Here is a 25,626-nt window from a genome sequence, read left to right on the forward strand (position 1 = left end):
GATGCAAAAAGAAAAAAGATATGGGTGGAGTGGTATGATAGAACGAACGCATTTATTGGAAGAGTTTGTGGTTGTGCGTGCGCCGATGGGGCGGGTTGAAGCGGTGATGACTGAGCGCGACCCGATGTTGCGTTGGATGTCTGGGGCCGTGCGCTTTGAGCCGGTGGATGGCGTCTGGACATTTGACCAGGGGACACGGTGGCAGTTGACGTTGAGTGGCCTTGGACGTTTGTTGCAAGCGTCGTATGTTGTCCATGAGCGTCGGCCTGGATTGATTCTGTGGGCGTTTGATGGGTTTTGGGAAGGTTTTGATGCGTGGCACTGGATGCCGCAGCAAGACCCTGAGCATACATTGATTCAAAATCGCATTGAATATCAGCTGCGTGTTCCGGTGATTGATGTCGTCTGGCCAGCGACGGTGGGGCCACTGATGGGCTGGGATGCGCGGGTACAGATGCAACGGCTCAAGCAGGTTTGCGAAGAGCAAGGAGGCTAGGATGGCACGTCCGTTTATTCCGATGACCGGCAAATGGCGCCGGGAATTCATTCAGCCCCGTGGGCCTAAAGGAGTACCGCAGGTAGGTGAACTGGCACCTGATTTCACCCTGCCGTACGCAAAGATGGTCACAGGACCTGAGGGCGAACTACAGATCGAATATGGGCGAACAATCACGTTGAGTGCGCTGCGCGGTCGTCCGGTGGTGCTGAATTTGTCACGGATTGTGAGTGATCGTTTCTTCTGACCGCACTGTGCGCCGCAGCTGGATGCTTTGCGGGAAGCTCATGGTGAATTCGTTGCGCGGGGGGCTGAATTGCTGGTCGTCAGCAGCACCGAGCTTGAGATGACGAGCTTTGTTGCTGAGACGCTGAATGCCCCGTATCCGGTGTTGAGTGATGGTGACTGGTCGGTCTTTCATCGGTACGGCATGGGTTCGGCGATGGGGGTGCCGTTGCCGAGTACCTTTGTGATTGATCCCGAAGGGATTATTCGATGGAGTTGGGTCGCCCCGCTCTCGGTCGTTTTTACGCCGCCGACACCCGAGACACTGCTCTCGATTCTGGATCAGTTGTTTGGATAGTAGTTGTTCTGTAGGCAGCAAAAAAGCCAGCTTAGCTGGCTTTTTTGCTGCCTACAGAATGAAATGACCGGAAGATCTAGAATGCTGCTGGGCTGACGACCATACGGCGAATGTAGCTGGTCTCGATGGCCTGGCTATACTGCCATGCGCCGAGGGCGAAGAGGGCCTGGGCGATTGTCTGGCTGATCTGCTCGAACCAGACGACCGCGATAGTATCGAAGGTCATATTGGCCATCTGGGACATCAGCAATACCACAAGCATTGTGGTCAGGAAGAGAGCGCCGGTTGTCCACATCTTGCGGCCCCAGGCGGCCAGGATGAGCATGATCAGCATCCCGATGTTGCCAATCGAGGCCAACAAAATCAGAGGCACGCGCCACGGGCCACCAGCCTGACCAATAAAGGCGGAGAAGACGACAAAGAGCCCGATCACAATGGCGGGAACGATCCAGGGGCGCTTGAGGGGGGGCTGTTCGCGGAGCATGCGGCGTACCTGATAGAGCGACCAGGCAAAGATAGTAAAACCAGGGGCGATCAAGGGGAAGAGGCCATGGTACATCCAGCTGATCTCGGTACCAGTGGCCGCAATGATTAGTTTGCCTGAGGCTTTGAGGAGCCCACCGAGCACGATCAAGATGGCACCGATGGTTGCCATGCGCCCAATTGAACGATCCATCTGGATCATCATCCGGGTCAAAATGATCAGACCGATCGCCGAAAAGATAACCGTCATGTAGTCCTGCAAGCCCAGTATCACCGTGTATTGATCTTGCATCGTCTCCGCTCCTTTGTGGCAGACACCTTCTACGTAACGTATATTGTATATATGTCACACGATTCTGCAAGTTGATTGTAGTACAGAGTCGGGAGAATCTGGTGGAGAGATCTGGAAGAAAGAGGGAGAACTGACAACCAGGGTAGGGGCGAGGGCAGAACGTCCTCGCCCCTACCCTGGTGAAAGGGTAGGTAACGGGAGTTGGCGGGTTGGCAGAAAGGGTCAAGAGGGCCTACAATAGAGGGAGGCGAACCGGGACGCCCCGGCCGTGTGAGCGAGGGAGCGACGATGCATATGGAACTGACGGCTGACAAGCTGATTGAGGCGCATTACTGGATGCGGCTGACGCGGGCGTTGGATGACCGAGGAACCTTTTTGCACAAGCAGAGCAAGATTGTCGGGGGCTACTTCTCGCAGATCGGGCACGAGGCGTTGAGTGTCGCGGCGGGGATGGCACTTGGGCCTGAGGATGTCTGTGCGCCGATGCATCGTGACCTTGGCACATACCTGGTGCGTGGGTTGACGCCACGGCGGATTGTGGCGCAGTTTCTTGGGCGGAGGACTGGGGTAAGTCGGGGGCGTGATGCGAATCTGCATGGGATGGGTGATTTGAGCCTGGGGCTCATCGGTTTTATTAGCCACTTGCCTGCCTCGACCCCGGTCATTGTTGGGGTCGCCCATGCCTTCAAGCTGAAAAGCGAGCCGCGGGTTGCCATGGCCTTTTTTGGTGATGGTAGTGCGAGTCAAGGCGTGGCGCATGAGGCGCTCAACTGGGCCTCGGTCTTTCAGGTACCGGTGGTTTTTATCTGTGAGAACAACCAGTACGCCTACTCGACGCCGTTATCGCGGCAGATGCGGATCGAGCATATTGCTGATCGTGCAGCGGGGTATGGCATCCCTGGGCAGATTGTTGATGGCAATGATTTCGAGGCGGTCTATGCGGTTGTGCATGAGGCCGTCGAACGGGCGCGGGCAGGTGGCGGGCCGACGCTGATCGAAGGCAAGACGATGCGCATGCGCGGGCACGCCATTCACGACAACATGGCGTATGTGCCCAAAGAATTGTTGCAAACGTGGGCTGCGCGTGATCCGATTGTGCGCTTTGAGGCTACGCTGCGGGCGCGAGGGTTGCTTGATGATGTGCGTCTCGCCGCCGTGCTGGAACGGATTGAGACCGAGCTAGATGAGGCCCAGGCGTTTGCGGAAGCATCGCCGTATCCTGACGGGGCTGAGGTGCGCGAAGGGGTATATGCCTAGGAAGGCTTTGCGTCTGATGCATCGCCTTCACTAGGCATACTGAAGCCTAGCCGAGGACAAAGATTTGAGCGACGGCACGATCCTGGAAGAGCAGGACAACGGCTTCACGGGCGGGATCGTAGTCGTTCAGGATCGCTGCGAGATTGGGAGGCCACTCATCTGAGCCAGCATCAGCGGGATAGTAGGCGATGGGGGCAGTGCCGGTGGCGGTGCGGAGATCAATGCCACGCAGGTCAATCTCGATGACCCCGATGCCATCACGCTTGTACGATTGGGCCGCAAACGCGAGTAACTGTTCACTAATGACGGTTACGTAGCTCCCAGCGATCTCGGTGGGATCACTTTCGGGTGTTTCGAGTAAACGGCGTAGATAGAGCAAAGCCTCTTGTTGCTGTGAATTCATAGGGTTCTCCGGGTGATACACGCGACTGCCCCTATGATACCGCATGTAGAGAGGAATGGCACAAGAGAGGGGCGAGCAAGGCTCGCCCCTCTCTTGTGCCCGTATGCCGGGCTGATCGGGGCACCCGCGAGGGGTGCCCGTACGCCGGGCCTGATCGGGGCCCCCGCGAGGGCCCGTACGCCGGGCCTGATCGGGGCCCCCGCGAGGGGTGCCCGTACACCGGGCTGATCGGGGCACCCGCGAGGGGTGCCCGTACGCCGGGCTGATCGGGGCACCCGCGAGGGGTGCCCGTACACCGGGCTGATCGGGGCACCCGCGAGGGGTGCCCGTACGCCGGGCTGATCGGGGCACCCGCGAGGGGTGCCCGTACACCGGCCTTGACACGGGGCACCCGCGAGGGGTGCCCGTACGCCGGGCTGATCGGGGCACCCGCGAGGGGTGCCCCTACTTCATCATGCCCATGCTCAGAGCAGGTGAAACCCTTTGGGGTGTAGGATCCTTGCGGCCCTACACCCGTTGGCTTGTGCTTGGTGCCTAGTTGACGTTGATACTGATGCGGCGCGGCTTGACCTCTTCGGCTTTGGGGATGTTGAGGTGGAGCACACCGTTTTCGAGGTGGGCGGTGATGTTATCGCCGCGCACTGTTGTTGGCAGGGTAATGCTGCGGGTAAAGCGGCCATAGCGACGCTCGATGCGATGATAGTTGCGCTCTTTGCTCGCTTCGCTCTGCTTGATCTCGCCACTCAAGGTCAACACTCCATTCTCGAAGGTAATCGCCAGATCCTCAGCCTTCATCCCAGGCACAGCGGCCTCGATGAAATAGGCATCGGCAGTCTCACTCAGATCCAGGTGCATCGCGAAGGTGCCGCCATTGCCGGTGCGTGCAACGACGCCTGGCACAACACTCTCTTCAAACAGACGATTCATCGCCTCACGCAGGGTCACCGCCTCTTGCACAGGATCCCACCGGGTCAACGTAGCCATAGGTAACCTCCTTATCATTGCGTTGCTATCTTTTGTTTGTTCGCTTCTTCAGTTGGGCAAGGACGATAGATAATTTTGTTGTGCTTACTATAGGCTACGAGTGTTAGATGAGCATCGGTGGGATATTAGAGCGATGTTAGCGTGCGCTTGCCTTGCTTGCGCATGGGTCGCAGCCCTAAACCGCTAGCTTGGGTTGAGCAAAAGCAAGAGGCAAGTTGGCGTTATGAGTAAATTGTTATCTTGACAGAAAGATCATTCGTTCGGGTTGTTTCAGGCCTCGCTGGGACTCTCTTCTGAGCGAAGATCTCAACGCTATTTTTATCATAACCTGAGAGTCTTGTTTGAGGAAATGCCGTTTTATGGCGTTCTGATGGGGGAAATGGTGGATGATGTCGCATCCGCAGTGTCGTGCAAAACGTAAAAATTATTTAACCTTAGGTGAAAAGGTGTTTATCTTAACCCACCTTTTCACCTGAATGTACGGGTATTAACTTTTTCAAAACGTTGACATCTCTGGTGCAGAAAGCTACTATGTTACTTGCAAGATATGACACCAAGTCGAGAGATTTTCATTCAAGCACAGGTGCCACGGAGCGTACCGTCGAGCAAAAACGGTATCCAGGGCTCAGCCTTGCTGTCCTCATAGCGAGCAACTTGATCTGACGCAAGTTCACCGAGAGCTGTCGAATAGCTTTATGTAGAGGCAGATTCAGGGGGGACAATCGTGCGAATTTTAATTACCAGCGGCGAGTTGATGCAGTCAAAAATGACTCGCTTCCTGCTAGAGGAAGTTGGTTATAGTGTTGAGCATGCGGCAACTGCATATCAAGCTGAACACATTCTTGATCGTGGCAACATTGATTTAATTCTGCTTGATGAGCATTGTCCCGACATTGGTGGTGTGAGTCTTTGCCAGAAATTGCGCTCACAGTATCACATCCCGATCATTTACACCGCTGAAAATTGCCCGGTTGCCGAACGAGTGATGGCATTGAAGATGGGTGCTGACGATGTCTTGCCCACACCATACAATCCACACGAATTGTTAGCGCGGATTGAAGCGGTGATGCGCCGCTATGGTGATGAAAGCATCCGGCTCTTTTCAACCTATCAGCCAATCGCGGTCGGCGAGTTGCGGCTTGATCCTGTGCAGCGCCGGGTGGTGATTGGCGACAATCGCGAAGAGCTCTTGACCGAGCGAGAATTTCAACTGCTCTATTATCTTGTGCAGAATGCCCGTTGTGTCTTGAGTTCACGCCAGTTGCTCCAGAAGATCTGGGGGATGGAAGACATCACCGAGAGCAATCTTGTGCCCGTCTACATCGGGCGATTGCGTCGCAAGATCGAACCCAATCCCGTGAAGCCCAAGCACATTGTGCGGGTGCGTGATCTCGGGTACAGTTATCATCCATAGCACTAACACCTTCTGAATTGAAAAACGGGCGCACGCGGTCAACCGCGTGCGCCCGTTTTTTACATTCCTACGGCACGTTCGAGCAGGCCAGGCTGAAAGCGTTCAGCATTGCCTGCGGCGATGATCTGATTGGCGATGGCGAGGGCGGCAATGCCGGCTTCGCCGCTGACGACGGGCGGATTACCGGTGCGCACAGCCTCGCAGAAGCTGCGGAGTTCTTCGACGAGCGGCTCGCGGCGCTGCACCTTCTGGCGAATGCTCCGGCCTTCGCTGACGCCGATCAGCGCCAACTCGGGCCATGCTTTGCCCTGACAGGAGTCATTCTCGTAGAAGGTGAGATCCTGGGTCAGATAATTCGCAACGTACATCCCCCGTTCACCCACCACACTCAATTCACGGATCTTGGTCGGGGTCAACCAGTTAATATCGAGCATCCCGACCACCCCATTTTCAAAACGCAGCACGGCAGACAACATATCCTCGTGCGTCTGATGGACGTGGCGATGGAGTTCGACGTGCATACGTACAATCGGTGAGCCGATGAGATAGTTGAGGATATCGACCTCGTGGGTTGCCAGGTCAATCACGACGCCAACATCTTCGATGCGGGCGGGAAAGGGCCCGACCCGGCGGGCCGAGATCTGGAAGACATTGCCCATTTCGTGGTCATCAATTTGTTCTTTGAGCGAGATGATGGCCGGATTGAAGCGCTCGATATGGCCGACGGTGAGCGTGACACCGCGGCGGCGGGCGGCGTCCACGAGGGCATAGCCCTCTTCGACAGTGGCAGCGATCGGTTTTTCGATCAAGACGGACACACCATGATCAATCACCTCAGCGGCAACGCGATAATGGTGCTTGGTCGGGACAACAATGGAAACGAGGTCGAGATCCATCTGTGCAAGCATCAACCGGAAATCGGTATAGGCGGCACAGCGATAGGTGTGAGCTACCTTGCTCACGATTTCGGTGCTGGAATCGCACACGGCGACGAGGTCAACTTCTTCCATACCTGCATAGGCCCGGGCATGATTACGTCCCATACTTCCGACACCGATCACCCCAGCGCGAAGTCGTCTCGTCATCCTACCCTCCTTTAGTAAGCACCGTGTCCGTTGAGGACAATCGGAATTGTACGGAAAATAATGTAGAGATCGAGCCAGATCGAGTAGTTGCGGATATAGTGCATATCAAGACGAACGCGGTCTTCGTAGCCAAGATTGCTGCGGCCACTGATCTGCCAGAGACCGGTGAGCCCTGGGCGCACCATCAAAAGATTGTGCTGCCAGCGCCCGAAGTGGTGCAGTTCGTCCTGGGTGATCATGCGGGGACCAACCAAACTCATCTGACCAAGCAAGACATTGAGGAGTTGGGGCAATTCATCGAGGCTGGTGCGGCGCAAAAAGTTGCCCAGGCGCGTCACCCGTGGATCTTCTTTGAGCTTGCCACTGGTCGCCAATTCCTGCCGCTGTTCAGAGGTCAGGCGGGCATTGCCATCAGCATACATACTGCGGAACTTGAAGGCATCGAAGGTACGGTTGCCTGCGCCCATCACGCGGCGGCGATGAATAATTGGCCCCGGACTATCGAGGCGAACGAGCAGGGCAATGAGCAGCAGCAGTGGACTAAAGATGATCAAGGCGGCCAGGGCCCCGCCGCGATCAAGGATCGCCTTGCCGCAGGCGTGCAGGCCCGTAATACGGGTCTTGTTGAGCGTAAGCAGGGGCACATTCGCCTGCTCGCGCACCTGAACCCCGATGGTAAGGAGATCGAAAAGCCCGGGTGAGAGATGCACATTCAGTTGACTGAGGGTTTCGATCGCCCCTCGAATGGTGGACATACGTTCGCGTACCAGATTGGTATCAGCGATAATGACCGCATCGGCGCGATGTTGAAGGACAACCTGTTGGAACGTCGTACTACTACCGAGCACATAGACATCGGGCAAGACTTCCGTGCCCACGTCGAGGGCATCGTCAACAAAGCCCACGATGTGGGAGCCTGCGATCGGCGCGGCCTTGAGTTGCATTGCCACGGCGCGGCCCTCGGCGTTGGCCCCGAGCACAACGACACGCTCGGTGAGCCAGCCCTGGCGCCGTAGTTGGTACATCCCACGGCGGGCACTGAAGCGCCAGAGGATCGTGAAGCTGACCGACGCAAGCCAGGCGAGCAAGAGCCAGGCGCGGGCGACGACAACATCGGGGATGAGGAAGGTGAGAATGATCACCAGCAACATCCCGAGGGTACAGGCATTAAAGACCTTGGTGTACTCTTGGGTACCACCACCGAGATAGTGTGGCTTGTAGAGCCCATAGAGCGCAAAGAGAGCAATCCACGAAGGTACGAGGGCGAGCATCAAGGTCGCGTAAAAATGGGGTTCATTCGAACCTTCGTTGAAGATCGGCCAATTGGTATAAAAGCGCAGGAGATACGCCAGCATAAAGGCCGCGATCAGGGCAATGATATCCCCTATGGCCAGGATCGTGAGCATAGCGGGCCAGCGATCGCGCCAGATACGGGGGTCGTTCTGGAGGCGTTTTCGTGCCACGCGGTCAATGGTCGGGCTGCTCATAGAAACCTCTTCGCTGTACTATTCCTTCAACCAGCGGCTCGTCTTTGCGAAGCTTGACTTCGCGGGCTACGTAGTGTGTGAATGATGTTCTCTGACTTAGGATGACGCAGTCAGGGCGATGGCGCCGACAGCCGATGCATTGATCTGCTGGCCGGCAACCCGGGCGGCGACGCCACGGGCAAAGGCACACACCGATTCGCCGTTGGTCAATTGTGGATAGATCTGCCCGGTATTGGCGAGATAGAGCCCGTTAACCGCACTGGCGACAGGCGGGATCAAATCCGTTGCGCCGATAGGATGCAGGGGCTCGACATACCGCTCGCGCCCGATCCGGATAGCGGCGATATCATCGTCGCGCAGATCAGGGAACATTTGGCGCAGATAGCCAAGGAAAGTTGTCTGCAACTCGTCATCACCCATACGGGCATAGGGACTGCCGGGGGCGACATACTTGGGCAGATAGACCAGATGGTAGCCACCGGCATCGCGAGGACTGATCAAGTTGGTTGTTTCGATCACACCGGTGAAGGGGATGCGTTGGTCGGTAATGTTGAGGGTATAGTAGGGCGTGAGCGAGCGCCGCATCACGAGCAGCATACAGACAATGCCGAGGTAGCCTTCGAGTTGCCCCCAGCGGGCCGAGACGTTGGCGGCTTCGGGTGGCAAGAGGCGGCGGGCGATCGGCGTCTGCATCGTAATAACGGTTTTGTCACTACTCAGTTCCTGCCCATTGACCGACAGACCGACGACGCGGTCGCCGACGACGCGGATCTGGTCAACCGTCGCGCCAGTCGTAATGGTACCCCCACGGGTGCTGACAGCGTGGGCGAGCGCATCGACCAGTTCCTGGTACCCATTGGGCAGGTAGCACATCAACTCCTTACCCTTACTACGGGTATCAGTCGTCCGTACGAGGCGTGACCAGATATAGGTTGCTGGCACCTGCGAAAAATCGCCGTCAAACTTGGCGCGCAGCAAAGGTTCCCAGATATGGCGCACGGTACGTTCGCCGCTGAGCCCAGTCAGCCAGTCAGCGACGGGCATCTGCTCGAGCTGGCGCCAATCTTTGACCTGGCGACAGGCAAGAATGGTATAGGCAAGGCGAGCCCGATCCACGAAAGTGAGTGGCGGAAAGCGCAGGAATTCGAGAGGTGTCGTCATCGGGTACGAGCGGCCATCGTGATAAAAGCCCATTTTGGTCGAAACCATCTTCAGGCGATCACGTAGCTTCACCTCATCCATCAGCCCCATAAGCGTACGATCGCTATTCAAAATCGCATGATAATAACGATCGCAACTCATATGACCAAGTTCTGGGAAGGATGTGCGCCCCATCAGCCCACCGAGGGTGGCCGAGCGTTCCCAGACGCGTACGGACTGACCTTGCTTGAGCAACTCGTAGGCGAGGGTCAGACCAAGAATACCGCCGCCAATCACATCAACCATGAGCGCATCTCCCTTGAATGGTCATCCCAACTACTCAGACAGCCTGGGCGAGGGGAGCTTCAATCTGCAAGGCATTGACCGCCCGCGCAATCTGATGAACCTCATCAGGTGTCAGGCCGGGATGCACCGGTAGGGCCAGAATTTCGGTACTAACGCGGTCGGCAACGGGTGTCGTGGCTTGGTAGCCGAGTTCGCGATAGATCGGTTGATTAGGAATGGTGAGCGGATAGAAGATCGCGGTTCCGACGCCAGCTGCGGCGAGTTGTTGTGCGGCGGCATCGCGGTCACCAAGAATGCGGACGGTATACTGGTGAAAGACGTGGTGAATACCCGGCCGCACCTGCGGCTTGATCACCTGGGGATGCGTGATCAGCTGATTGAGCAGCTGAGCATTGGCGATCCGCCGGGCGTTAAAAGCCTCACACTTGCCAAGTTGCACCCGTCCGATGGCGGCGTGGAGATCAGTCATACGGCAATTGTAGCCAAGGCACTCGTGGTAATAGCGGACACGGCTGCCGTGATTACGGAGGAGGCGAAGCTTTTCAGCGATAGCATCGTCATCGGTCGTAATCATGCCACCTTCGCCACTGGTAATATTCTTGGTGGCATAGAGCGAGAAACATGCCGTACTAAAATTACCGGTTGGGCGCCCGCGATAGCGAGCGCCGACGGCCTGAGCGGCATCTTCAATCACAGCGAGGCCATTGCGGCGCGCGATCACCATAATGGCGTCCATCTCGGCGGGATGCCCATAGAGATGGACGGGCATAATAGCGCGGGTACGGGGGGTAATCGCCGCCTCGATCTGGCGAACATTGAGATTGAAACAATCCTCATCAATATCAACAAAGACGGGGCGAGCGCCGGTCATCAAGATGCTATTGGCGGTCGCGACAAAACTAAACGGCGTCGTGATGACCTCATCGTCGGGACCGATCTCGTGCGCGAGCAGGGCGAGAAAGAGGGCGGTTGTGCCACTGGTCACCGCGACCGCGTGGCGCACCCCGCACAACTCAGCGAAGCCTTGTTCGAGCCGTTCCACTTCTTCCCCCTGGGCGAGCTTCCCTGAGCGTAGCACAGCGAGCACAGCGGCTTCTTCTTCGGGGCCAAGCAGTGGGCGAGAGATCGGGATCATAGGTTTCCTCCGCCGACGACGCGTTCGAGCAAGACCCCTGTGGGGGCCACTTCAAGGGTATGGGACAGCATGTCTTCGATCTGATAGCCGAGGTTGACGGCGAGCGCGTGGCACACTGTGCTATGAATATCTTCAACCTGAGGCATCATCTGATTATCAACGTGCAGCGTGGTCTGCGCGAGGTGAGCGAGCATCCCGCCATCAAAACCGGTGATCCCGATGGTTGGTGCGCCCATCTCGTTGGCCCATTGGATCGCACGCAGCACATTGGGTGACTTGCCGCTGCCTGAAATGGCAAAGACAAGATCGCCAGGCCGGTAGAGGCTGCGCAGCTGTTCGACAAAGACATCGGCATAGCCCTGGTCGTTTGACCAGGCTGTCAAGAGGGCCATATTGTCGGTAAGCGCGAGCGAACGCACGCGGCGTGCACCGTCGCGGATTGTCCACTTGGTTAGATCACAGGCAAAGTGCGATGCAGTTGAAGCACTGCCACCATTACCGCAGACAATAATGGTGCCATCGCGTTCATACGTCTCCCAGAGTGCATCAGCAATGCGCCGCAGGGGCAACTGAGGCAACTGATCGAGCGTGTACATAATCTGCTGAATATAACGATGCAAGTAGTTCAAGGGTTCTCTCTCTCTCAATTACAAAGGATGCTCAGGAACGAGCAACGAGGATCATCCCAAGACAGATAACGGCCACACCCATCGCGCGCATAGGGGTGACATGCTCGCGCAGAATAAGCCAGCCAATAAAGAAGAGCAAGACATGGTTGAGGCTGACGAGGGGGTAGGCGACGCTGAGGTCAATCCGTGACAGCGTAATGAGCCAGAAGAACGTCCCAAACCCATAGACCATGAGGCCGCCGACCACAAAAGGTGAGCGAATAATCTGCCAGACGATATTCGGTACGGTTTCGTAACTCACCGTAAGAGCGCCCATCTGGGTCATACCGTGCTTTAACATCGTCTGCCCAACGATGCCCATCACTGTGGCGACAAGAATCAGGATCCAGGTACTCACCGTTAATCCTCCAATTCGGCGCGGTTCAGCGACCGCCTCGTTTGTCTGGGTCATCACAAAGGTCGCTTCATCGAGCTTTTGCATCTGCAGCCTTTCAGAATACAGGGTCTTAACGGGCCGCAGGGGTCGAAGGTTGCCCCAGCAGGCCACGGGTACGGCGCCCCAGCAAGCCTGCCATATAGCGCAGGTGGGTTCCCGTAATTCGCACGATTTTGGCTTTGGACTGGCCGTACTGGCGCACACGCAGGACAGCGGGATACTCAACGACCCGATACCCGGCGAGCATCGCCTCGACCAGCAACTCGGTCACCATCAAGAAGCCATTAGCCTGGGTATTGATCCGTTCAATGACTTCACGGCGGCAGGCGCGAAAGAGGGCGGTATAGGTACGGATGCGCCAGTCAATGAGGAGACGATAGCAGAATGAGGCACTTTTGCTGATCGTGACCCGGTAGGCGGGCACATTTTCGATGCCGCCATCGGGATGATAGGGTGACGCGGTCACGATATCGACGCCGGGGGTCAACCGATCGAGCAGTGCGGGGATTTCAGCGAAGGGATAGGTACCGTCGCTGTCACAGGTGACAATGATGGAACCATCGGCGTGGGCAAAACCGGTACGCAGGGCTACCCCGAGGCCCTGATTGCGCTCGTGGTGCGCAATCGTTACATGCGGCAGTTCACCAAAAGTCTGGGTCAGGAGGTCGCCTGTCCGATCACTGCTGCCATCATTTACCAGCACGAGTTGCACGCTACCCCGCTGTTGCAAGATGGGTAGGACGGCAGTGATGCGCTCGTACATTGCATCAATCCCTTCTGCCTCGTTGTAACAGGGGATAACGACTGAGAGGTCGTATGTTGCCATAGGTCACCAACCCTTCTCATCAAGCGGGAGCATCCGAGCACAAACGCATGCAAAGGGCAAAGACGGCACGAATGAACCAACGTCTTTGCGTTGACTGTACCTGGAAGAAGTCTCAGGGAGTTCGTGTATGAAGTATGCACGCTACAGGTAACATTCAATTAAATCTGTATACCTGCTGTGCTGACAATCCATTTAATGCACCCTGCTGCCGCCGCGTGTGGTAGAATCAAAACCCAACTATGCGAAATGATGACAACCTTTAACGGGAGGCTATGCGATGATGACTGCTTCTGTTGGTTCCTATCTGGAAGTCGCCCCTGGCGTTGAGATCTACTATGAGGAACATGGCACTGGCTCACCACTGGTCTTTGTGCCAGGCTGGACGTTCACAACTGAAGTGTTTGAACATCAAGTCGCCCATTTCGCGCGTTCACACCGGGTTATCGTCGTCGATCCGCGGAGCCAAGGCCGCTCGTCGAAGACGCTCCAGGGGAACGATTACAGTACCCATGGTGCCGATCTGGCGAAACTCTTCGCAAGCCTCGAACTCCGGGACGCTGTCTTGGTCGGCTGGTCAACTGGTACGCTGGATGTGCTGGGGTATGTGCAACACGCTGGTACGAGTGCGCTGAAGGGCGTGGTTGGCATTGATATGTCGCCCAAGCCGCTCTCGGTCAGCAGCGACGACTGGGTAGAGGGGCCGCTTGATGAGCTTGCCGGGGCCTGGCGAGCGTTCCTGCGCTCGCCACAGGGTCAACGCGATTTCATCATCTACTACGCCAACGAGGTTATGGTGCAGCGTGCCTTGAGTCCAGCTGAACAGGATTGGATCGTTCGTCAGTCGCTCACCACCCCGCACTATCTGGCGAGTGCGATCTTTGCCGACGCTATGTTCTGTGACTTTTCGGCTGAATTGCAGACGCTCGCGCAGGCTGTGCCTACGCTCTATGTGCTTGCCGAGCACTGGGCCGAGACGGCGACTGCTTTCCTCACCCGGAACTTTCCTCTAGTCAAGACCGAATCCTTTGGCGGGCACATGATGTTTTGGGAGCATGCCGAGCGCTTCAATGCGACGCTTACGAATTTTATTGAAGAGCTCGGGTAAAGGGGTGCGGCAGGGGCGCGAGGATGGGGAGGGCCGAAGCAGGCAGGGGCGCGAGGATGGGAGGGCCGAAGCACGCGCGATGAGATGGGGGTTGGTGCAGGGGGTGGTCTGGGGGCGCGTACTTCGGCCTTACTTTTTGATCCTAGACACTCGCGTAGCACGTTTCGAGCAGCATGGCGCTGGCGGCCCAGTTGTGGGCTTGTTCGACGTAGGTTCGTCCGGCGTTTCCGAGGGTTTGGGCATAGGGTGGTTCAGCGAGGAGTTTGAGGATGGCCTGGGCGAAGTGCTCCGCATGGTCGGCAACAAGCAGTTCGTGGTCGGGGCGGGCGGTGAGCGCAACGGTGGTCTGGCGGGTTGTGACGACGGGTGTGGCTGTTGCCATGGCTTCGAGGACCTTGTTTTGGACGCCGACGCCGTAGCGCATCGGGGCTACGGCCACGGTGGCGCGGGCGAGATAGGTGCGTAGGTCGGGAACAAAACCGGTGACGGTGACTTGTGGGTTGCGGGCATAGGCGCGTAGGGCTGGGCCGGGGTTGGCACCGGCGAGGATGACCTGGGCATCGGGGCGTTGTGTCCAGACGAGGGGCATAATGCTGTCGAGGAGGAAGCGTGCGGCCGCTTCGTTGGCGTGATAGCTCATTTTGCCACTGAAGATGATGGTGGCGGGCGCTCGTTCTGCCTCAGATGGTTGAAAATAGGTCAGATCAACGCCATTGGGGACAACCGTAATCGGTGCGCCCTGAAGCTGCATACCTCGCAAGGTCTGTAAGGCCCAGGCATCTTCGGGCGAGGTGATGATGATATGCTCGACGTGTTGCCCGCAGGTTGCCTCGTAGTGTTTGGTACGGGCGAGATCGAGCAGGGCCATGGCACGGGCGCGTAGCGAGGGGCTAGAGCGAGCAGCACGTTCAAAGAGCAGGCTGATGCTGTCTACCGCATCGAGGATCATGGGGGGGCGTGTGGGTACCTGAGCAGCGGCGACGCGGGCGATTTCGGCGGCACGCAGGTGTTCAATGTGGACCACATCGTGTTGTCCCGAGCGAAATTCGGCTTTGATCGCCTCGATAAAGGCTGGTACGAGGCAATGGGCGGCTTGCAGCGGCAGATCGCTCACGAGTGCCCGCAGGTAGGCCGCGATGCGGGCCTGCCGCGGTATCGTGATGACCTGGATCTTGGTACAGAGGGGGCGTAGCGTTCCCAGATTTGCTTCGTCGTCCGGGCCATCTTCGGCGCAGATCAGGGTGATCTGGTGCCCGCGTTGAGCCAAGTGGCGCAACAACTGATACGAGCGTACGCGGATCGGCGAAGGAACGTACGGGATGATCATGAGGATGCGCATCATCGTCTCCCCACGGTGGCCTGGGTGAGTGCGGCCTCGTAGAGGGCCTCGACCCGAGGATTGACGACGCGCCAATCGTAGACCTCTTCGGCGACCTGGCGACCTGCTTGGGCGAGGGCTGCACCCTGTACCGGGTTAGATAACAATGTGATGAGTGCCTGGGCAAAGGTTTCTGGTGTGTCGCCAACCAGCAAATGGGTGCCCGGGGTCAGGGCAATGCCTTCGTAGCCTATGGTGGTTGAGACAATGGGCAACCCACGAGCCAGGGCTTCCAGGATCTTCACCCGCATGCCACCGCCGGCGCGGACAGGCACAATCAGGGCGGCGGTCTGCGTCAGGAAGGGTTGCGGATCTTCGACATAGCCGGTCACTTCAATGCTGGCGTCTTCTTCGGCGAGACGACGCACCGACTGGGGTGGTCGCGCACCCACCACGGCAAAGCGTACCCCGGGCACTGCGCGTTGCACCAGCGGATAGACCTCGCGGGCAAACCAGAGCACGCCGTCAACATTGGGGGGCCAGAACATGGTCGCCATGCTGAGGATCAGTTGCGGATTGGGCGTGCGTGCGACGGGTGGGTGGCCCTGGGCATCGACGGCAATCGGGATCACTTCGGTGGGCGGGAGGGTGACCCCGGCTTCGTCGGCGGCAAGTTGGAGGAAGGCGCGATCAGGCTCGCTGACGACCAGCAAGCCATCAAAGCGTGCACAGATCCGGGCCTCGTAGCGGCGTAGACGACGCGCCTCGATCTCGAGGCCGAGCCGTCGGGCAGGCGAGCTATGCTCGGCCATGCGCTGCACAATCGTCCAGACGGCATTATGTTCATCAAGCACTCGCGCCCCTGCCGGCAGATCGACGGCGAACTGCGCCATATTGAGCTGATCGGCGTGAATGATATCGAACGACTGGCGCCGAGTCAGGTCAGCGAGCAACGCGTGCAGTTCGGGCGAAGCGTCGCGGCGCATCAGGAACGAATCGCCAGCGAGGCTACTCGTGATCAGGTAGCCGAGATCACGTAGGCGCGAGCGTTTGAGCAGTACCGTATGGACCTCGGCGCACAACCCGCGCAACGCAGTGGCGCGTTGGGCCTCGGCCTCAGAGCGTACGAGGGAGACGAGCGTCACCTCGTGATGGCGGGCCAGCGACTGGAGCAGGTGGTAGGTCTTGACCTTTGGCCCGCTATCGGGTGGGAACGGCAGAATCTGGGTCAGGAGTAAGATGCGCATCTAGCCCTCGGCGCTACGGTTACGGCGGCCTGTTGGCACAAAGGCAGGCCAGGGGGGGCGAGTCTGACGAAGAGAGAGGAAGAGCAACATCAGGCCAAGACTGACGAAGGCGATCAGGGGCAGCAGGCTCATCGCGCCTTGCAGACCAAGGGCCATGCCGAGGTTCCGGGCAATATCGCCCTGTTGCCAGGCGGGCACGACATAGGCCAGCCATGGATTGCGATTATCGTCGGGCGGAAAGAGTTGCCCGCTGGTGGCTTCCGTCCAGGTCAGGATGACCGAGAGGACGATCAGGCCAGTCGTGGCAACGCGGGTGGCGATGTGCGCATAGGCTCGTTCGACGGCCCAGCCGGCGGCCAGGGCAAGAAAGGGGATCAACGGAACAATGTAACGAGGCCCGGCGGCAAACCCGCCCCACCACATAATTGATGACCCATAGAAGAGGTACATTGCGATGACGGCGAGCAGCGTCACCCACCATTCGGCGCGCAGGCGGCCCGAACGCCACCAGAGCACAAAGCCGGGCAGGGCGAGCAAGAGCCAGGGCGCACGAATGAAGAGCCCGCGGAAGGGGCTGAACGCCAGACCCCAGAGCGACTCGGGGCGCGGATAGGTCAGGCTCATAAACCCGGTCTGATGCTGATCTTGCCAGAGCGCCGAGTGGGCATAGCCAATTGGCCACGGGGTCCCAAAGGCGACCAGGTCATACGTGATCAGCAGGGCACCTGGCATGATGCCGCCGAGAAGCAGGGCGGGCAGCCAGCGCCACCCCTGGCGCCAGAGCGCATAGAGACCGATCACGGCCCCTGGCAGCACGCTTGGATACTCGCTAATGACGGCCCAGCCGAGCAGCAGACCGCAGAGCACGCCCGAAGCCCAGCCTGCACGGGGTGGCGTATCTGCGGTTCCGGTCGACTCCCAGGGACGCCAGGCGACACAGAAGGCCCCAAAGAGCAGGGTTGCGACGAGTTGGTGGCTATAAAAATTGCCTGCATACGGCGCTGCCGCTGTGCCAAGCCCATAGGCGAGCGTCGTCAGGGCGGCAGGCATGGGTGCAATGCCCGACCCGCGCATTGCAAGGAAGAGCAGCGCCCCAAGGATCGCCGCCGGCAGAGCGACGACCAGCACCGTCATCAGGTATTGCACCAGCGCATAATGCACCTTATCTTCGCGCAACCCAGAGCCCTCTTCGTTCAGCGTCGTGCTCATTGCCGCCCCATCGCCGAGGCTCTGCGCCCGTGTCGCGACGGCGGGATGCTCGAGTACTGGACTGAGCACCAAATAGAAAGGAATCGCCAGGAACGAGAGACCGGGTGGCTTATCGGTGTAGGTGCGGCCATTGTAGAGCGCATAATCGCCGGTATTGGCCACATAGCGATCAATGCTGACGGTGCCGTCATCAACGACAGCAAGTACCAGGTTGAGCCGGGAATTCTGATTCCAATCCGACCAGCGGGGCAGCACATAGAGATAGCTGACGAAGAGCAGGGCTACAATCAGCCAGCTATGCAGCGCACGTTGTGACATCCGTCGACTCCTTATGGTACCGTACGCTCGAGCAAGACATAGGGTTCGGCCACAAAACGCACTGTGTAATCGCGTTCAAGAATCTCTAACGGATAGATCTGGGTATAGGCACTGAATGGCCCGGCGAGCACATACTGTGGGTGGGCATCAAGGCCATCGTAGACCACCGGAGGGCCACCGCTCCAGACATGGCGTACTGCGGGGTCAAGCAATTCAGTGGGCACATAATGGAAGAGGTGATCGCTCAGTACACCGATCTCAGGTTCCCAGGTTTCGATCACAATATCCTGAGGAACATTGGCGTTGAGATAGGCGGCCATCCGATGGGTGCTATCATCGGGTGAGAGCAGCGTACGCAGCGTCAGACTCAGCGGGATCAGAATGATCAGCCCCAGGTAGGCAGCAGCGGCGCGGGTGGGCCAGGTGAGCCTACGTGCGTGGAGCATTTGGAGCATATCGACAGCAAGGCGAGCGACGGCGAGGCTGCCGAGGATGACCGCGGGGAAGGCGTAGCGTGCCCAGCCGAGCGAGACGACAAACCAGGCGATCCAGAGGCAGGCCATGAGCGTCGGCGCGAGTTCAGCGAGCGCCTGAGGGGTGCGCTGACGGCAGCGCCAGAGGCTATAGAGCAAGCCAGGAATGAGCAACCCGCCATAGACCTGAATGAGGTAGACCAGAGCGCGGCGCGAGGCATCAAGCTCAAAAACAAAGATCGCCCCGCCAGCGGCCTGTCTGGTCTTGGCATAATTGGCCGCAAAGCCATCGGGACCAAAGAAGGTGAGCATAATGACCATCCAGGCCCCAAACGCGGCCACGGCCATCGCCGGTGGCGCGAGGCGCAGCCACCAATTGCCGACCCGGAAATAGCGCCAATCGAGCAGGGCCAGCAGGGCGAGGGTAGGAGGCACAATCAGAACAAACTGATTCTTGGTGACAAGGGCCAAGCCGAAGGCGACACCTGCGAGCAGCGCATAGCGGGTTGCGTGGGCGGGGCGCAGAATACCCTGGACATACGCCAGCAGACCGAGGCTCAGAAAGGCAACCCCTGGCACCTCGCCAAGCACCTGGCGACCATACTCAACCATGCCCTCGAAGCGGAGCGTGCGTGACGCGATGATCAGCACCAGGGCCAGCAAGGCGACGCGCATCCCGTGGAGGCGGCGGGCCAGGAAAAAGAGGGCGAGCATGGCAATCGCCATATAGAGCACGATCACCAGACGGGCCTGCACCAACCCAACCCCGCCGAGTTGAAAGGCGAAGGCCACGGGCAACATTACCGTTGGCCCGACCCCGATCGTCGGCCCAAAATAGCGAAAACCCTCACTGCTGATATCGGCATAGACCCCATAGGTAACGAGGGTTTTTGGTACATGCAGATGTGATCCTTCATCGAACCAGGTCCGCGGGGCATACGGCAGATTGACGAAGGCCAGGAACAGCACCAGGATCACGAGCGCCGCGAGGACGATCTGCTCCCAGCGTTGGACGAGAAGCTTGAGCCGAGGCGAGCTTGTCGCATGCGCAGTGAGTGTCTTTGACATATGATCCTTTTGTTCGTTGCGTTTTGGGGGCCCAGCCCCCAAAACGCAACGAACAAAACTAGTGCTGGAGGCTTAATCGCCCGAGCCAGAGAGGCGGCGTGAATTGCCGAGGCCACCGCTCATCCACTTGAGGTGGTTGATGCCAATCGTCCAGAGTTGCCCGAGGGTGTCGGGGTTGGCCGCACCCTTGAGGAACGTCTTGATTGGCTCGGGGCGCAGCGACCATTCGCGGGCGGCGCGCTTGGCCCAGTATTCCAGATCCTGCGAGCTCAGGTGTGGATAGTTGAGCACCGTGTGGGAGTACATATCGTAATCTTCCCAGCGGTTCATATCAATCCAGCCATTCTCGACCGCCTCGTAGTAGAAGGGCGTCCCTGGATAGGGGGTGGCGATATGGAAGAGGGCAATGTCGAGCGGCAACAGCTTGGAGAGCGTGATCGTCTGCTGGATTGTCTCAACCGTCTCACCGGGGAGGCCGACGATGAAATAGCCCCAGTTCTTGATGCCGGCGCGATGACTGGCGGCAATCGACTCCTGGATGCGCTTGACGGTTGTGCCCTTGCGTGCCCGCTTGAGCACCGCCTCGCTGCCACTTTCGAGCCCCCAGGCAATCAAGAAGCAGCCTGCGCGGTGCATCAACTTGAGCTGCTCTTCGTCCACAAAATCAACGCGACTATTGCAACTCCAGCGCAACTGGAGGCCTTCTTTGATGATGGTATTGCAGAGATCGTAGACAAATTCCTTCTTGACGGTAAAGAGATCGGCCTCGAAGTGAATATGGTGCATGCCCATCTCTTTGAGCATAACCATCTCTTGCAACACGTGCTCGGGGCTGCGGTGGCGGACGCTCGACTGGTAGGTGACGTGCTTGATGCAGTAGCGGCAGCCGGCGGGGCAACCACGGCTGGTGAGCACAAAGGTATAGGGACCACCGACAATCGGCACCTTATACTTCTGCCAGGGCAGCTTGTGGTGAAGCGGCAACGGCAGGCTATCGAGGTTCTCGATAAACGGGCGGTCAGGATTGATCTTGATCTCGCCGTGCTCATCGCGGAAGCCAATGCCAAGCGTCTCACGGAGGGCACGGGCGATTACCTGCGGATAGACGCCGAGGAAGCGCCCTCGCGTGGTAAGGTACGAGGCATCAGGGAAGGGCAACTTGCGCCAGGGTGCGGTCAGATCGGCATTGCCGACGGGTACGGTCTCATCGGCATGCTCGGTGGCGACCTGGCGATCAATGGTGCGAATGACATCAACAATCGTCATCTCGGGTTCACCGCGCACCACGACATCGAGGGTCGGATAGGTTTCGAGGGTCTCGCGGGTCATTGGCGTCACGTGGGTGCCAATCGCCATCGAGATCGTACCGACGGCCTTGCCGACAAAGGTTGTCCGCATATCATTGGTCAGGGTCGGCGCGGTCGCGTGGATGATCATATAGCGGGGCTTATGCTTCCACATATAGCGCTCGAAATCTTCCCAGGTCATCCCGAGGCCGATCGCATCGATCACATCAACGCTATAGCCGGCCTCTTGCACCACGGCCCCGATCTGGGCGAGGGCGGTCTGGGGCCAGATAATGCCATCACGAGTACGACGACCAACGCGCGCGATATCGCGCAGAAAGAGGTCGCCATCGGGTGAAGGTGGATTGAGCACCAGCACATCAAGGCGCGGATTGCGCTCGCGGGCCATCTCGACAAACCGGATTTCGCCGGAACGCTCATTGGCGCGGGCGGGGGCGACCAGTTTGATGCCCGTTGCTTTGTCTCCTGGAGCCATGCGTTTTTCGCCAGATTGCGATTTCGTCTCTTCACTCATGAATTCAAACTCCTTTTTATCGCACCTGACGGTACGGCTGATCACATAACGACAACGTATGCCCTTATGGCCTTTCGGCGGGAACATGTTCGTTGGAAGAACGGGGACGTGCGGTCTTGCGCTGACGCTCTTGTGAAAAGAAACTGAGCCGCACCGCCTGGAAAAGCATGGCGAAAAAAGCCAGCAGGAACACGGTATTCATTCCTGGACCGACGAGCAGATGGAGGGGACGGTTCCACCCACTGATTTCCAGGCCAAAGAGAAAGTCAATCGCTTGATGCAATTCTCCGGCGATATGTTTTTCGTACTCATAGGCCAGACCAAGGAGAAAGGCCGTGAATAACCATGCGACGCGTGCGCGGGTCGGCTCAACATACAAGCGTATCCCGAAGATGATAAAGAGCAGCACGGCCAGTATGATGGGCCAGTTGTGACTGATTAGCACAATCAGATAGCCGAGCACATAGTGCCACTGGCCCAGATTTGCTGCACTCCACTGCTCAAAACCTTGATCCATGACGAACTCTTCCCTCGCGTGATGCTCATTTAGATCTGCTGGGCAACGACATCGGTGTGAACCGGGTGAGCGGCAGGAACATACGTCCAGTTCAGATCGGCCTCCATCTCGGCATCGCGGCGGCTCAACTCGGCCAACACGCGGGCGAGACTCCACGCACTCATCAACTGCACCCCGGTGAGCACCATCAACGCACTCAAGACAGGGGCAAACCATGAAGCGGCGAGGGCAGGATTGGTCAGGTCAAAGACAACAGATGCGACATAGACGCCGATACCACCAAGGATGGCAAGCAACCCGAGCCACCAGTAATGCTTTTCGATCTTGCGTCCGTTGCCGTAGGGGCCAAAGAGACCCTGGCGGATCGGGCGCGTATGGAAGAGGGCGACCACATAGCTAAAGGTGGTTCCGGTCGTATAGGCGGTCACCCCGGCGACGGCGAGCACGAGCGCACCGAAGAGTTGCGGGAAGGACCAACTGAGACTGCCGACAACGAGGCTGCCAAAGAGTTGCACCCCAACAATCATCAGGGCCATGAGCAGCATGACCAGCCCGATGCCGCCGAAGATGCGCACCGGATTGTAGGTGAGCGCGGTCCAGACAATCGACTTGAAGAAACGCAGGCCATCACGGACGACACTGAGCTTGCTGCGCCCCGAGCGCTCTTTGTACGGGATGGGCACTTCAACGATATTGAGATGCTCGTGCAACGCACGGGTGCTCATCGCTGGGGTGAAATCGAGCGTATTGGGCAACGGATAGATCATCGGCAGCACCGAACGACGGAGCACGCGCTGCCCACTGGCGCTATCGCTAATGCGTACGCCTGAGACGAGCGAAAGGAGCGAGGCAAAGATGGTATTGCCGACCCGTCGGACAAGCGGCATCTCGCTGTGCTCGCCTGCCATGCGGCTGCCGATGACAATATCGGCCCCGTCCATGGCAACCTGACACATTTTGGGGAAGTATTCGGGTGGATAGGTGCTATCGGCATCAAGGAAGCCGATCAACTCGCCCGTAGCGGCACCAAAGCCCGTCTTGAGGGCGCCGCCGTACCCACGGTTCTGCTGGCGGATCAGCCGGACACGTTCTCCATACCCTGCAACAATCTCGGCAGTGCGGTCGGATGAACCATCATCAACCACAATGCACTCAAGGCCAGCGACGCCAACCTCGGCGAGTTGGGGCTCGATCGCCAATACACGGTCAACAATTGCCTCGATGCCGTCCTCTTCGTTGTAGGCCGGGATGACCACTGAGAGGGTCGTCATAGGGTGTGCTCCTGTCCTGCATAGCCCGGCAGATCCGCCGGGGCCTGATAAGCTTTCATCAATAGACACGTAGCTCAGGTTGCCGCGGAGGTAGTGGATCAGTTTGAAGATTCCGTACCACACGGGCTGGATTGCCCACGGCTACACTGTAGTCGGGAACGTCCTTTGTTACGACGGCACCTGCACCAACCACGCTGTTGCGTCCTATCCGTACACCATCGAGCAAAATGGCACCGCTGCCAATCCATGCACCTGTTTCAATCGTGATCCCCTGGGCGGTAATCCCCTGATGGCTGATTGGTCGGGTTGTATCGTTGATGACATGATTGACGGCGAGCACTTGCACCAACGTGCCAAGGTAGACATCGTCGCCAATCTGAATGCCTCCCTGTCCGCGTAAAATGCAACTCTCGCCGATGAGGGAACGTGCGCCAATGGTGATATGACTATGGGGAAGTTCGCGGAAGTTGTAGACGTGCAGGATCGCGTTCTTCATCACCAGGCTCTCGTCGCCGAGCGTGATGCCACCTGGGCAGGCGTGCAAATAGACGCCGTGGTCGAGATAGACGCCTTTGCCGAGGCGAACATGCGAGGCAAACCTGATCCGTACGCCATCTTCAATCGCTGCCATGCCCTTCATGTCAAGGATGCTCTTGTACGCGACTGCGCGTAGACCGACGCCGACGATGCTCGGCACCCAGCCCAGGCTCGCCTGAACCAGTTGCTCGAAGACATACTGCGGTAATGAACTCGCCTGACGCGAGATGTAGAGCCCCAGTTGTTGGCGCATAACTTGACGTGCGGGTGGTTGGCCCGCCGCAGATGAACGGTCTTGGATCGGGTGAACTGTCCCTATCGTACAGGAGTGCCTTAAATTCTACCTAACAGGACGTTGAGCGAGGTCTTACAGTGTGTTTACCTCTTGCACAGCTTTTTGAGCACAGCATGGCCCCGCCGACAGAGCACCCCACCAGGGCACCCGCAAGGGGTGCCCGTACACCGGGCCCGGCCCCCGGCCCGGTAGGGGCACCCCTAGCGGGTGCCCGCCCCTAGCGGGTGCCCGCCCCTAGCGGGTGCCCGCCCCTAGCGGGTGCCCGCCCCTAGCGGGTGCCCTAGCGGGTGCCCACCAGGGCACCCGCTAGGGGTGCCCGTACACCGGGCCCTGTGGGGGCACCCGCAAGGGGTGCCCGTACACCGGGCCCGGCCCGCGGTTCGGTAGGGGCAGGGGGTAGGGTGTCAGCGCTTCAGGTAGTTGGTGATGACCGCGAGCGCTTGCTCGGCGGCACCGGCACGTACGGGGGCCGGTGAGTGGCGGAGTTGGCTAAGGCCCTGGGGACTGAGCCAGGTTGCGGTTCCGTCGATGATGGCCTGATAGGTGTTGCCGATCAAGACGGCTGCCCCGGCGTCGACTAGATAGCGCCATTCGGTCTCCTGGCGCACAATGAGGAGGGGCGCTCCCAGCACGCCGGCTTCTTCTTGTAACCCGCCCGAGTCGGTCAAGACGGCGCTGGCCGAGCCGACGAGGCGCAGCATGTCGAGGTAGCCGAGTGGCTTGCTCTGGCGGATCCGGGGTGACAGGGTCAGGCCCTGGCGTTCCAGGGCGACGATCGTGCGGGGATGCACGGGAAACGCGATCGTGTAGGCTTCGGCAAGCTCGTTGAGCGCCTGTACGATCCCCGGGAGCACGTCGGGTTCGGTGTTTTCGGCGCGGTGGAGGGTGAGGGCCAGGTAGTTGTAGGGTTCGAGTTCGAGCTGTTCGAGGATCTTTGCGTGTTCGGCGTGGTTGCGATTGCGCAGCACCGCGTCAATTGCAGTAGAGCCAATGACGCTGATGCGCTCTTCAGGGAGACCTTCGTTGCGCAGGTTGGTTGCGGCGATGTCGTCGGCGGCGAGCAAGAGTTCGCTGATGTGATCAACGATGATGCGGTTTAGTTCTTCGGGCATCGCCCGGTTGAACGAGCGCCCGCCTGCTTCAAGATGGGCGACGGGGATGCCCTGCTTGGACGCGCAGATGGCCCCGGCCAGGGTGGTATTCGTGTCGCCCTGTACCAGCACTAGGTCAGGCTTGCGCTCAAGGAGGATTGGCTCAAGGCGACTGAGCATGCGGGCGGTCTGCTCCCCATGACTGGCTGAACCGACGCCCAGGCTATAGGCCGGGGTTGGCAAGCCGAGTTCTTCAAAAAAGATGGTGTCGACTTCATACGAGTAGTGCTGCCCCGAATGCACAAGAATGTGGTTGACGTGCGCGTCGAGCAGCGGAATGAGCGGTGACAGTTTGATAATCTCCGGGCGCGTTCCAAGGATAGTCAGAACCGTGGGCATG

The 25,626-nt window shown here is 58.7% G+C and carries 24 protein-coding genes and 1 pseudogene; 6 read left to right on the plus strand and 19 right to left on the minus strand.

Going from position 1 to position 25,626, the window contains the following annotated elements; genetic code table 11:
* Positions 1–34: 34 nt before the first annotated feature.
* The 3 genes and pseudogenes from A9Q02_RS23195 to A9Q02_RS25010 all read left to right on the plus strand — a co-directional run.
* Entirely contained in the window at positions 35–496 is a 462-nt protein-coding gene (locus A9Q02_RS23195) for an SRPBCC family protein (RefSeq protein WP_097655456.1), read from the plus strand.
* A gap of 1 nt (position 497) precedes the next feature.
* Positions 498–743, plus strand: coding sequence for a hypothetical protein (locus tag A9Q02_RS25005; protein WP_245860828.1), 246 nt, complete (start codon positions 498–500; stop codon positions 741–743).
* Positions 744–755: 12 nt separating this feature from the next.
* Positions 756–1,079 (plus strand): annotated as a pseudogene (locus A9Q02_RS25010) (redoxin domain-containing protein); the annotation flags it as partial.
* 76 nt (positions 1,080–1,155) lie between these two features.
* Here A9Q02_RS25010 and A9Q02_RS23205 read toward each other — a convergent pair.
* Positions 1,156–1,854, minus strand: a complete 699-nt coding sequence (locus A9Q02_RS23205) for a hypothetical protein (RefSeq protein ID WP_097655458.1) — start codon at positions 1,852–1,854, stop codon at positions 1,156–1,158.
* 288 nt (positions 1,855–2,142) lie between these two features.
* Between A9Q02_RS23205 and A9Q02_RS23210 the strand changes: the two genes are divergently transcribed.
* Positions 2,143–3,111, plus strand: coding sequence for a thiamine pyrophosphate-dependent dehydrogenase E1 component subunit alpha (locus A9Q02_RS23210; protein ID WP_245860830.1), 969 nt, complete (start codon positions 2,143–2,145; stop codon positions 3,109–3,111).
* Between the two features lie 46 nt (positions 3,112–3,157).
* Here the strand turns inward: A9Q02_RS23210 and A9Q02_RS23215 are convergent, their stop codons facing one another.
* Positions 3,158–3,514, minus strand: a complete 357-nt coding sequence (locus A9Q02_RS23215) for a hypothetical protein (RefSeq protein ID WP_097655460.1) — start codon at positions 3,512–3,514, stop codon at positions 3,158–3,160.
* Positions 3,515–4,048: 534 nt separating this feature from the next.
* Positions 4,049–4,498, minus strand: coding sequence for an Hsp20/alpha crystallin family protein (locus A9Q02_RS23220; RefSeq protein WP_097655461.1), 450 nt, complete (start codon positions 4,496–4,498; stop codon positions 4,049–4,051).
* Between the two features lie 724 nt (positions 4,499–5,222).
* Between A9Q02_RS23220 and A9Q02_RS23225 the strand changes: the two genes are divergently transcribed.
* Positions 5,223–5,912, plus strand: a complete 690-nt coding sequence (locus A9Q02_RS23225; protein WP_097655462.1) for a response regulator transcription factor — start codon at positions 5,223–5,225, stop codon at positions 5,910–5,912.
* A gap of 59 nt (positions 5,913–5,971) precedes the next feature.
* Here A9Q02_RS23225 and A9Q02_RS23230 read toward each other — a convergent pair whose 3' ends face one another.
* From A9Q02_RS23230 to A9Q02_RS23260, 7 genes are all read right to left on the minus strand, one after another.
* Positions 5,972–6,997: a Gfo/Idh/MocA family protein gene (locus A9Q02_RS23230; RefSeq protein WP_097655463.1), complete on the minus strand. Its 1,026-nt coding sequence runs from the start codon at positions 6,995–6,997 to the stop codon at positions 5,972–5,974.
* An 11-nt stretch (positions 6,998–7,008) separates the two neighbouring features.
* Positions 7,009–8,484 carry a sugar transferase gene (locus A9Q02_RS23235; RefSeq protein WP_097655464.1) on the minus strand — a complete coding sequence of 492 codons (1,476 nt, stop codon included), beginning with the start codon at positions 8,482–8,484 and terminating at the stop codon, positions 7,009–7,011.
* A 96-nt stretch (positions 8,485–8,580) separates the two neighbouring features.
* Positions 8,581–9,930 (minus strand): NAD(P)/FAD-dependent oxidoreductase, encoded by a 1,350-nt coding sequence (locus tag A9Q02_RS23240; RefSeq protein ID WP_097655465.1) that lies wholly within the window; start codon positions 9,928–9,930, stop codon positions 8,581–8,583.
* Between the two features lie 34 nt (positions 9,931–9,964).
* On the minus strand, positions 9,965–11,065 hold the full coding sequence (locus A9Q02_RS23245; protein WP_097655466.1) for a DegT/DnrJ/EryC1/StrS family aminotransferase: 1,101 nt from the start codon (positions 11,063–11,065) through the stop codon (positions 9,965–9,967).
* Entirely contained in the window at positions 11,062–11,694 is a 633-nt protein-coding gene (locus tag A9Q02_RS23250; protein ID WP_245860831.1) for a D-sedoheptulose-7-phosphate isomerase, read from the minus strand. Before A9Q02_RS23250 ends, A9Q02_RS23245 begins: the two co-directional genes overlap by 4 nt.
* Positions 11,695–11,725: 31 nt before the next feature.
* Entirely contained in the window at positions 11,726–12,175 is a 450-nt protein-coding gene (locus A9Q02_RS23255; protein ID WP_097655468.1) for a DMT family transporter, read from the minus strand.
* A gap of 25 nt (positions 12,176–12,200) precedes the next feature.
* Positions 12,201–12,956 (minus strand): glycosyltransferase family 2 protein, encoded by a 756-nt coding sequence (locus A9Q02_RS23260; protein WP_097655469.1) that lies wholly within the window; start codon positions 12,954–12,956, stop codon positions 12,201–12,203.
* Positions 12,957–13,233: 277 nt separating this feature from the next.
* Here A9Q02_RS23260 and A9Q02_RS23265 point away from each other — a divergent pair, with 277 nt between their 5' ends.
* Complete coding sequence (locus tag A9Q02_RS23265) at positions 13,234–14,061, plus strand: alpha/beta fold hydrolase (RefSeq protein ID WP_216361585.1); 828 nt, start codon at positions 13,234–13,236, stop codon at positions 14,059–14,061.
* 142 nt (positions 14,062–14,203) lie between these two features.
* Here the strand turns inward: A9Q02_RS23265 and A9Q02_RS23270 are convergent, their stop codons facing one another.
* The 9 genes from A9Q02_RS23270 to wecB all read right to left on the minus strand — a co-directional run bounded on the left by A9Q02_RS23270 (position 14,204) and on the right by wecB (position 25,625).
* Complete coding sequence (locus A9Q02_RS23270; protein WP_245860832.1) at positions 14,204–15,403, minus strand: glycosyltransferase; 1,200 nt, start codon at positions 15,401–15,403, stop codon at positions 14,204–14,206.
* Complete coding sequence (locus tag A9Q02_RS23275) at positions 15,400–16,626, minus strand: glycosyltransferase family 4 protein (protein ID WP_097655471.1); 1,227 nt, start codon at positions 16,624–16,626, stop codon at positions 15,400–15,402. The genes A9Q02_RS23270 and A9Q02_RS23275 overlap by 4 nt, the downstream gene beginning before the upstream one ends.
* Complete coding sequence (locus tag A9Q02_RS23280; RefSeq protein ID WP_097655472.1) at positions 16,627–18,153, minus strand: glycosyltransferase family protein; 1,527 nt, start codon at positions 18,151–18,153, stop codon at positions 16,627–16,629.
* Positions 18,154–18,164: 11 nt separating this feature from the next.
* Entirely contained in the window at positions 18,165–19,694 is a 1,530-nt protein-coding gene (locus A9Q02_RS23285; protein WP_097655473.1) for an ArnT family glycosyltransferase, read from the minus strand.
* Between the two features lie 72 nt (positions 19,695–19,766).
* Entirely contained in the window at positions 19,767–21,515 is a 1,749-nt protein-coding gene (locus A9Q02_RS23290) for a B12-binding domain-containing radical SAM protein (protein ID WP_097655474.1), read from the minus strand.
* A 64-nt stretch (positions 21,516–21,579) separates the two neighbouring features.
* Positions 21,580–22,032 (minus strand): hypothetical protein, encoded by a 453-nt coding sequence (locus A9Q02_RS23295; RefSeq protein ID WP_097655475.1) that lies wholly within the window; start codon positions 22,030–22,032, stop codon positions 21,580–21,582.
* Between the two features lie 29 nt (positions 22,033–22,061).
* Positions 22,062–23,303: a glycosyltransferase family 2 protein gene (locus A9Q02_RS23300; RefSeq protein WP_097655476.1), complete on the minus strand. Its 1,242-nt coding sequence runs from the start codon at positions 23,301–23,303 to the stop codon at positions 22,062–22,064.
* 58 nt (positions 23,304–23,361) lie between these two features.
* Positions 23,362–24,093 (minus strand): acyltransferase, encoded by a 732-nt coding sequence (locus tag A9Q02_RS23305; protein ID WP_097655477.1) that lies wholly within the window; start codon positions 24,091–24,093, stop codon positions 23,362–23,364.
* Between the two features lie 446 nt (positions 24,094–24,539).
* Positions 24,540–25,625 (minus strand): non-hydrolyzing UDP-N-acetylglucosamine 2-epimerase, encoded by a 1,086-nt coding sequence (wecB, locus tag A9Q02_RS23310; RefSeq protein WP_097655478.1) that lies wholly within the window; start codon positions 25,623–25,625, stop codon positions 24,540–24,542.
* Position 25,626 lies beyond the last annotated feature (1 nt).

The organism is Candidatus Chloroploca asiatica (assembly GCF_002532075.1).
Lineage (GTDB): Bacteria > Chloroflexota > Chloroflexia > Chloroflexales > Chloroflexaceae > Chloroploca > Chloroploca asiatica.

Excerpts from the sequence above, each read along its gene's own strand:
- A9Q02_RS23195 (WP_097655456.1), top strand. The coding sequence starts at position 35 with ATGATAGAACGAACGCATTTATTGGAAGAGTTTGTGGTTGTGCGTGCG.
- A9Q02_RS23285 (WP_097655473.1), bottom strand. The coding sequence starts at position 19,694 with ATGTCAAAGACACTCACTGCGCATGCGACAAGCTCGCCTCGGCTCAAG.
- A9Q02_RS23245 (WP_097655466.1), bottom strand. The coding sequence starts at position 11,065 with ATGATCCCGATCTCTCGCCCACTGCTTGGCCCCGAAGAAGAAGCCGCT.
- A9Q02_RS23260 (WP_097655469.1), bottom strand. The coding sequence starts at position 12,956 with ATGGCAACATACGACCTCTCAGTCGTTATCCCCTGTTACAACGAGGCA.
- A9Q02_RS23255 (WP_097655468.1), bottom strand. The coding sequence starts at position 12,175 with ATGCAAAAGCTCGATGAAGCGACCTTTGTGATGACCCAGACAAACGAG.
- A9Q02_RS23275 (WP_097655471.1), bottom strand. The coding sequence starts at position 16,626 with ATGCGCATCTTACTCCTGACCCAGATTCTGCCGTTCCCACCCGATAGC.
- A9Q02_RS23205 (WP_097655458.1), bottom strand. The coding sequence starts at position 1,854 with ATGCAAGATCAATACACGGTGATACTGGGCTTGCAGGACTACATGACG.
- wecB (WP_097655478.1), bottom strand. The coding sequence starts at position 25,625 with ATGCCCACGGTTCTGACTATCCTTGGAACGCGCCCGGAGATTATCAAA.
- A9Q02_RS23210 (WP_245860830.1), top strand. The coding sequence starts at position 2,143 with ATGCATATGGAACTGACGGCTGACAAGCTGATTGAGGCGCATTACTGG.
- A9Q02_RS25005 (WP_245860828.1), top strand. The coding sequence starts at position 498 with ATGGCACGTCCGTTTATTCCGATGACCGGCAAATGGCGCCGGGAATTC.
- A9Q02_RS23280 (WP_097655472.1), bottom strand. The coding sequence starts at position 18,153 with ATGTCACAACGTGCGCTGCATAGCTGGCTGATTGTAGCCCTGCTCTTC.
- A9Q02_RS23290 (WP_097655474.1), bottom strand. The coding sequence starts at position 21,515 with ATGAGTGAAGAGACGAAATCGCAATCTGGCGAAAAACGCATGGCTCCA.
- A9Q02_RS23265 (WP_216361585.1), top strand. The coding sequence starts at position 13,234 with ATGATGACTGCTTCTGTTGGTTCCTATCTGGAAGTCGCCCCTGGCGTT.
- A9Q02_RS23300 (WP_097655476.1), bottom strand. The coding sequence starts at position 23,303 with ATGACGACCCTCTCAGTGGTCATCCCGGCCTACAACGAAGAGGACGGC.
- A9Q02_RS23305 (WP_097655477.1), bottom strand. The coding sequence starts at position 24,093 with ATGCGCCAACAACTGGGGCTCTACATCTCGCGTCAGGCGAGTTCATTA.
- A9Q02_RS23220 (WP_097655461.1), bottom strand. The coding sequence starts at position 4,498 with ATGGCTACGTTGACCCGGTGGGATCCTGTGCAAGAGGCGGTGACCCTG.
- A9Q02_RS23240 (WP_097655465.1), bottom strand. The coding sequence starts at position 9,930 with ATGGTTGATGTGATTGGCGGCGGTATTCTTGGTCTGACCCTCGCCTAC.
- A9Q02_RS23215 (WP_097655460.1), bottom strand. The coding sequence starts at position 3,514 with ATGAATTCACAGCAACAAGAGGCTTTGCTCTATCTACGCCGTTTACTC.
- A9Q02_RS23270 (WP_245860832.1), bottom strand. The coding sequence starts at position 15,403 with ATGATGCGCATCCTCATGATCATCCCGTACGTTCCTTCGCCGATCCGC.
- A9Q02_RS23230 (WP_097655463.1), bottom strand. The coding sequence starts at position 6,997 with ATGACGAGACGACTTCGCGCTGGGGTGATCGGTGTCGGAAGTATGGGA.
- A9Q02_RS23295 (WP_097655475.1), bottom strand. The coding sequence starts at position 22,032 with ATGGATCAAGGTTTTGAGCAGTGGAGTGCAGCAAATCTGGGCCAGTGG.
- A9Q02_RS23235 (WP_097655464.1), bottom strand. The coding sequence starts at position 8,484 with ATGAGCAGCCCGACCATTGACCGCGTGGCACGAAAACGCCTCCAGAAC.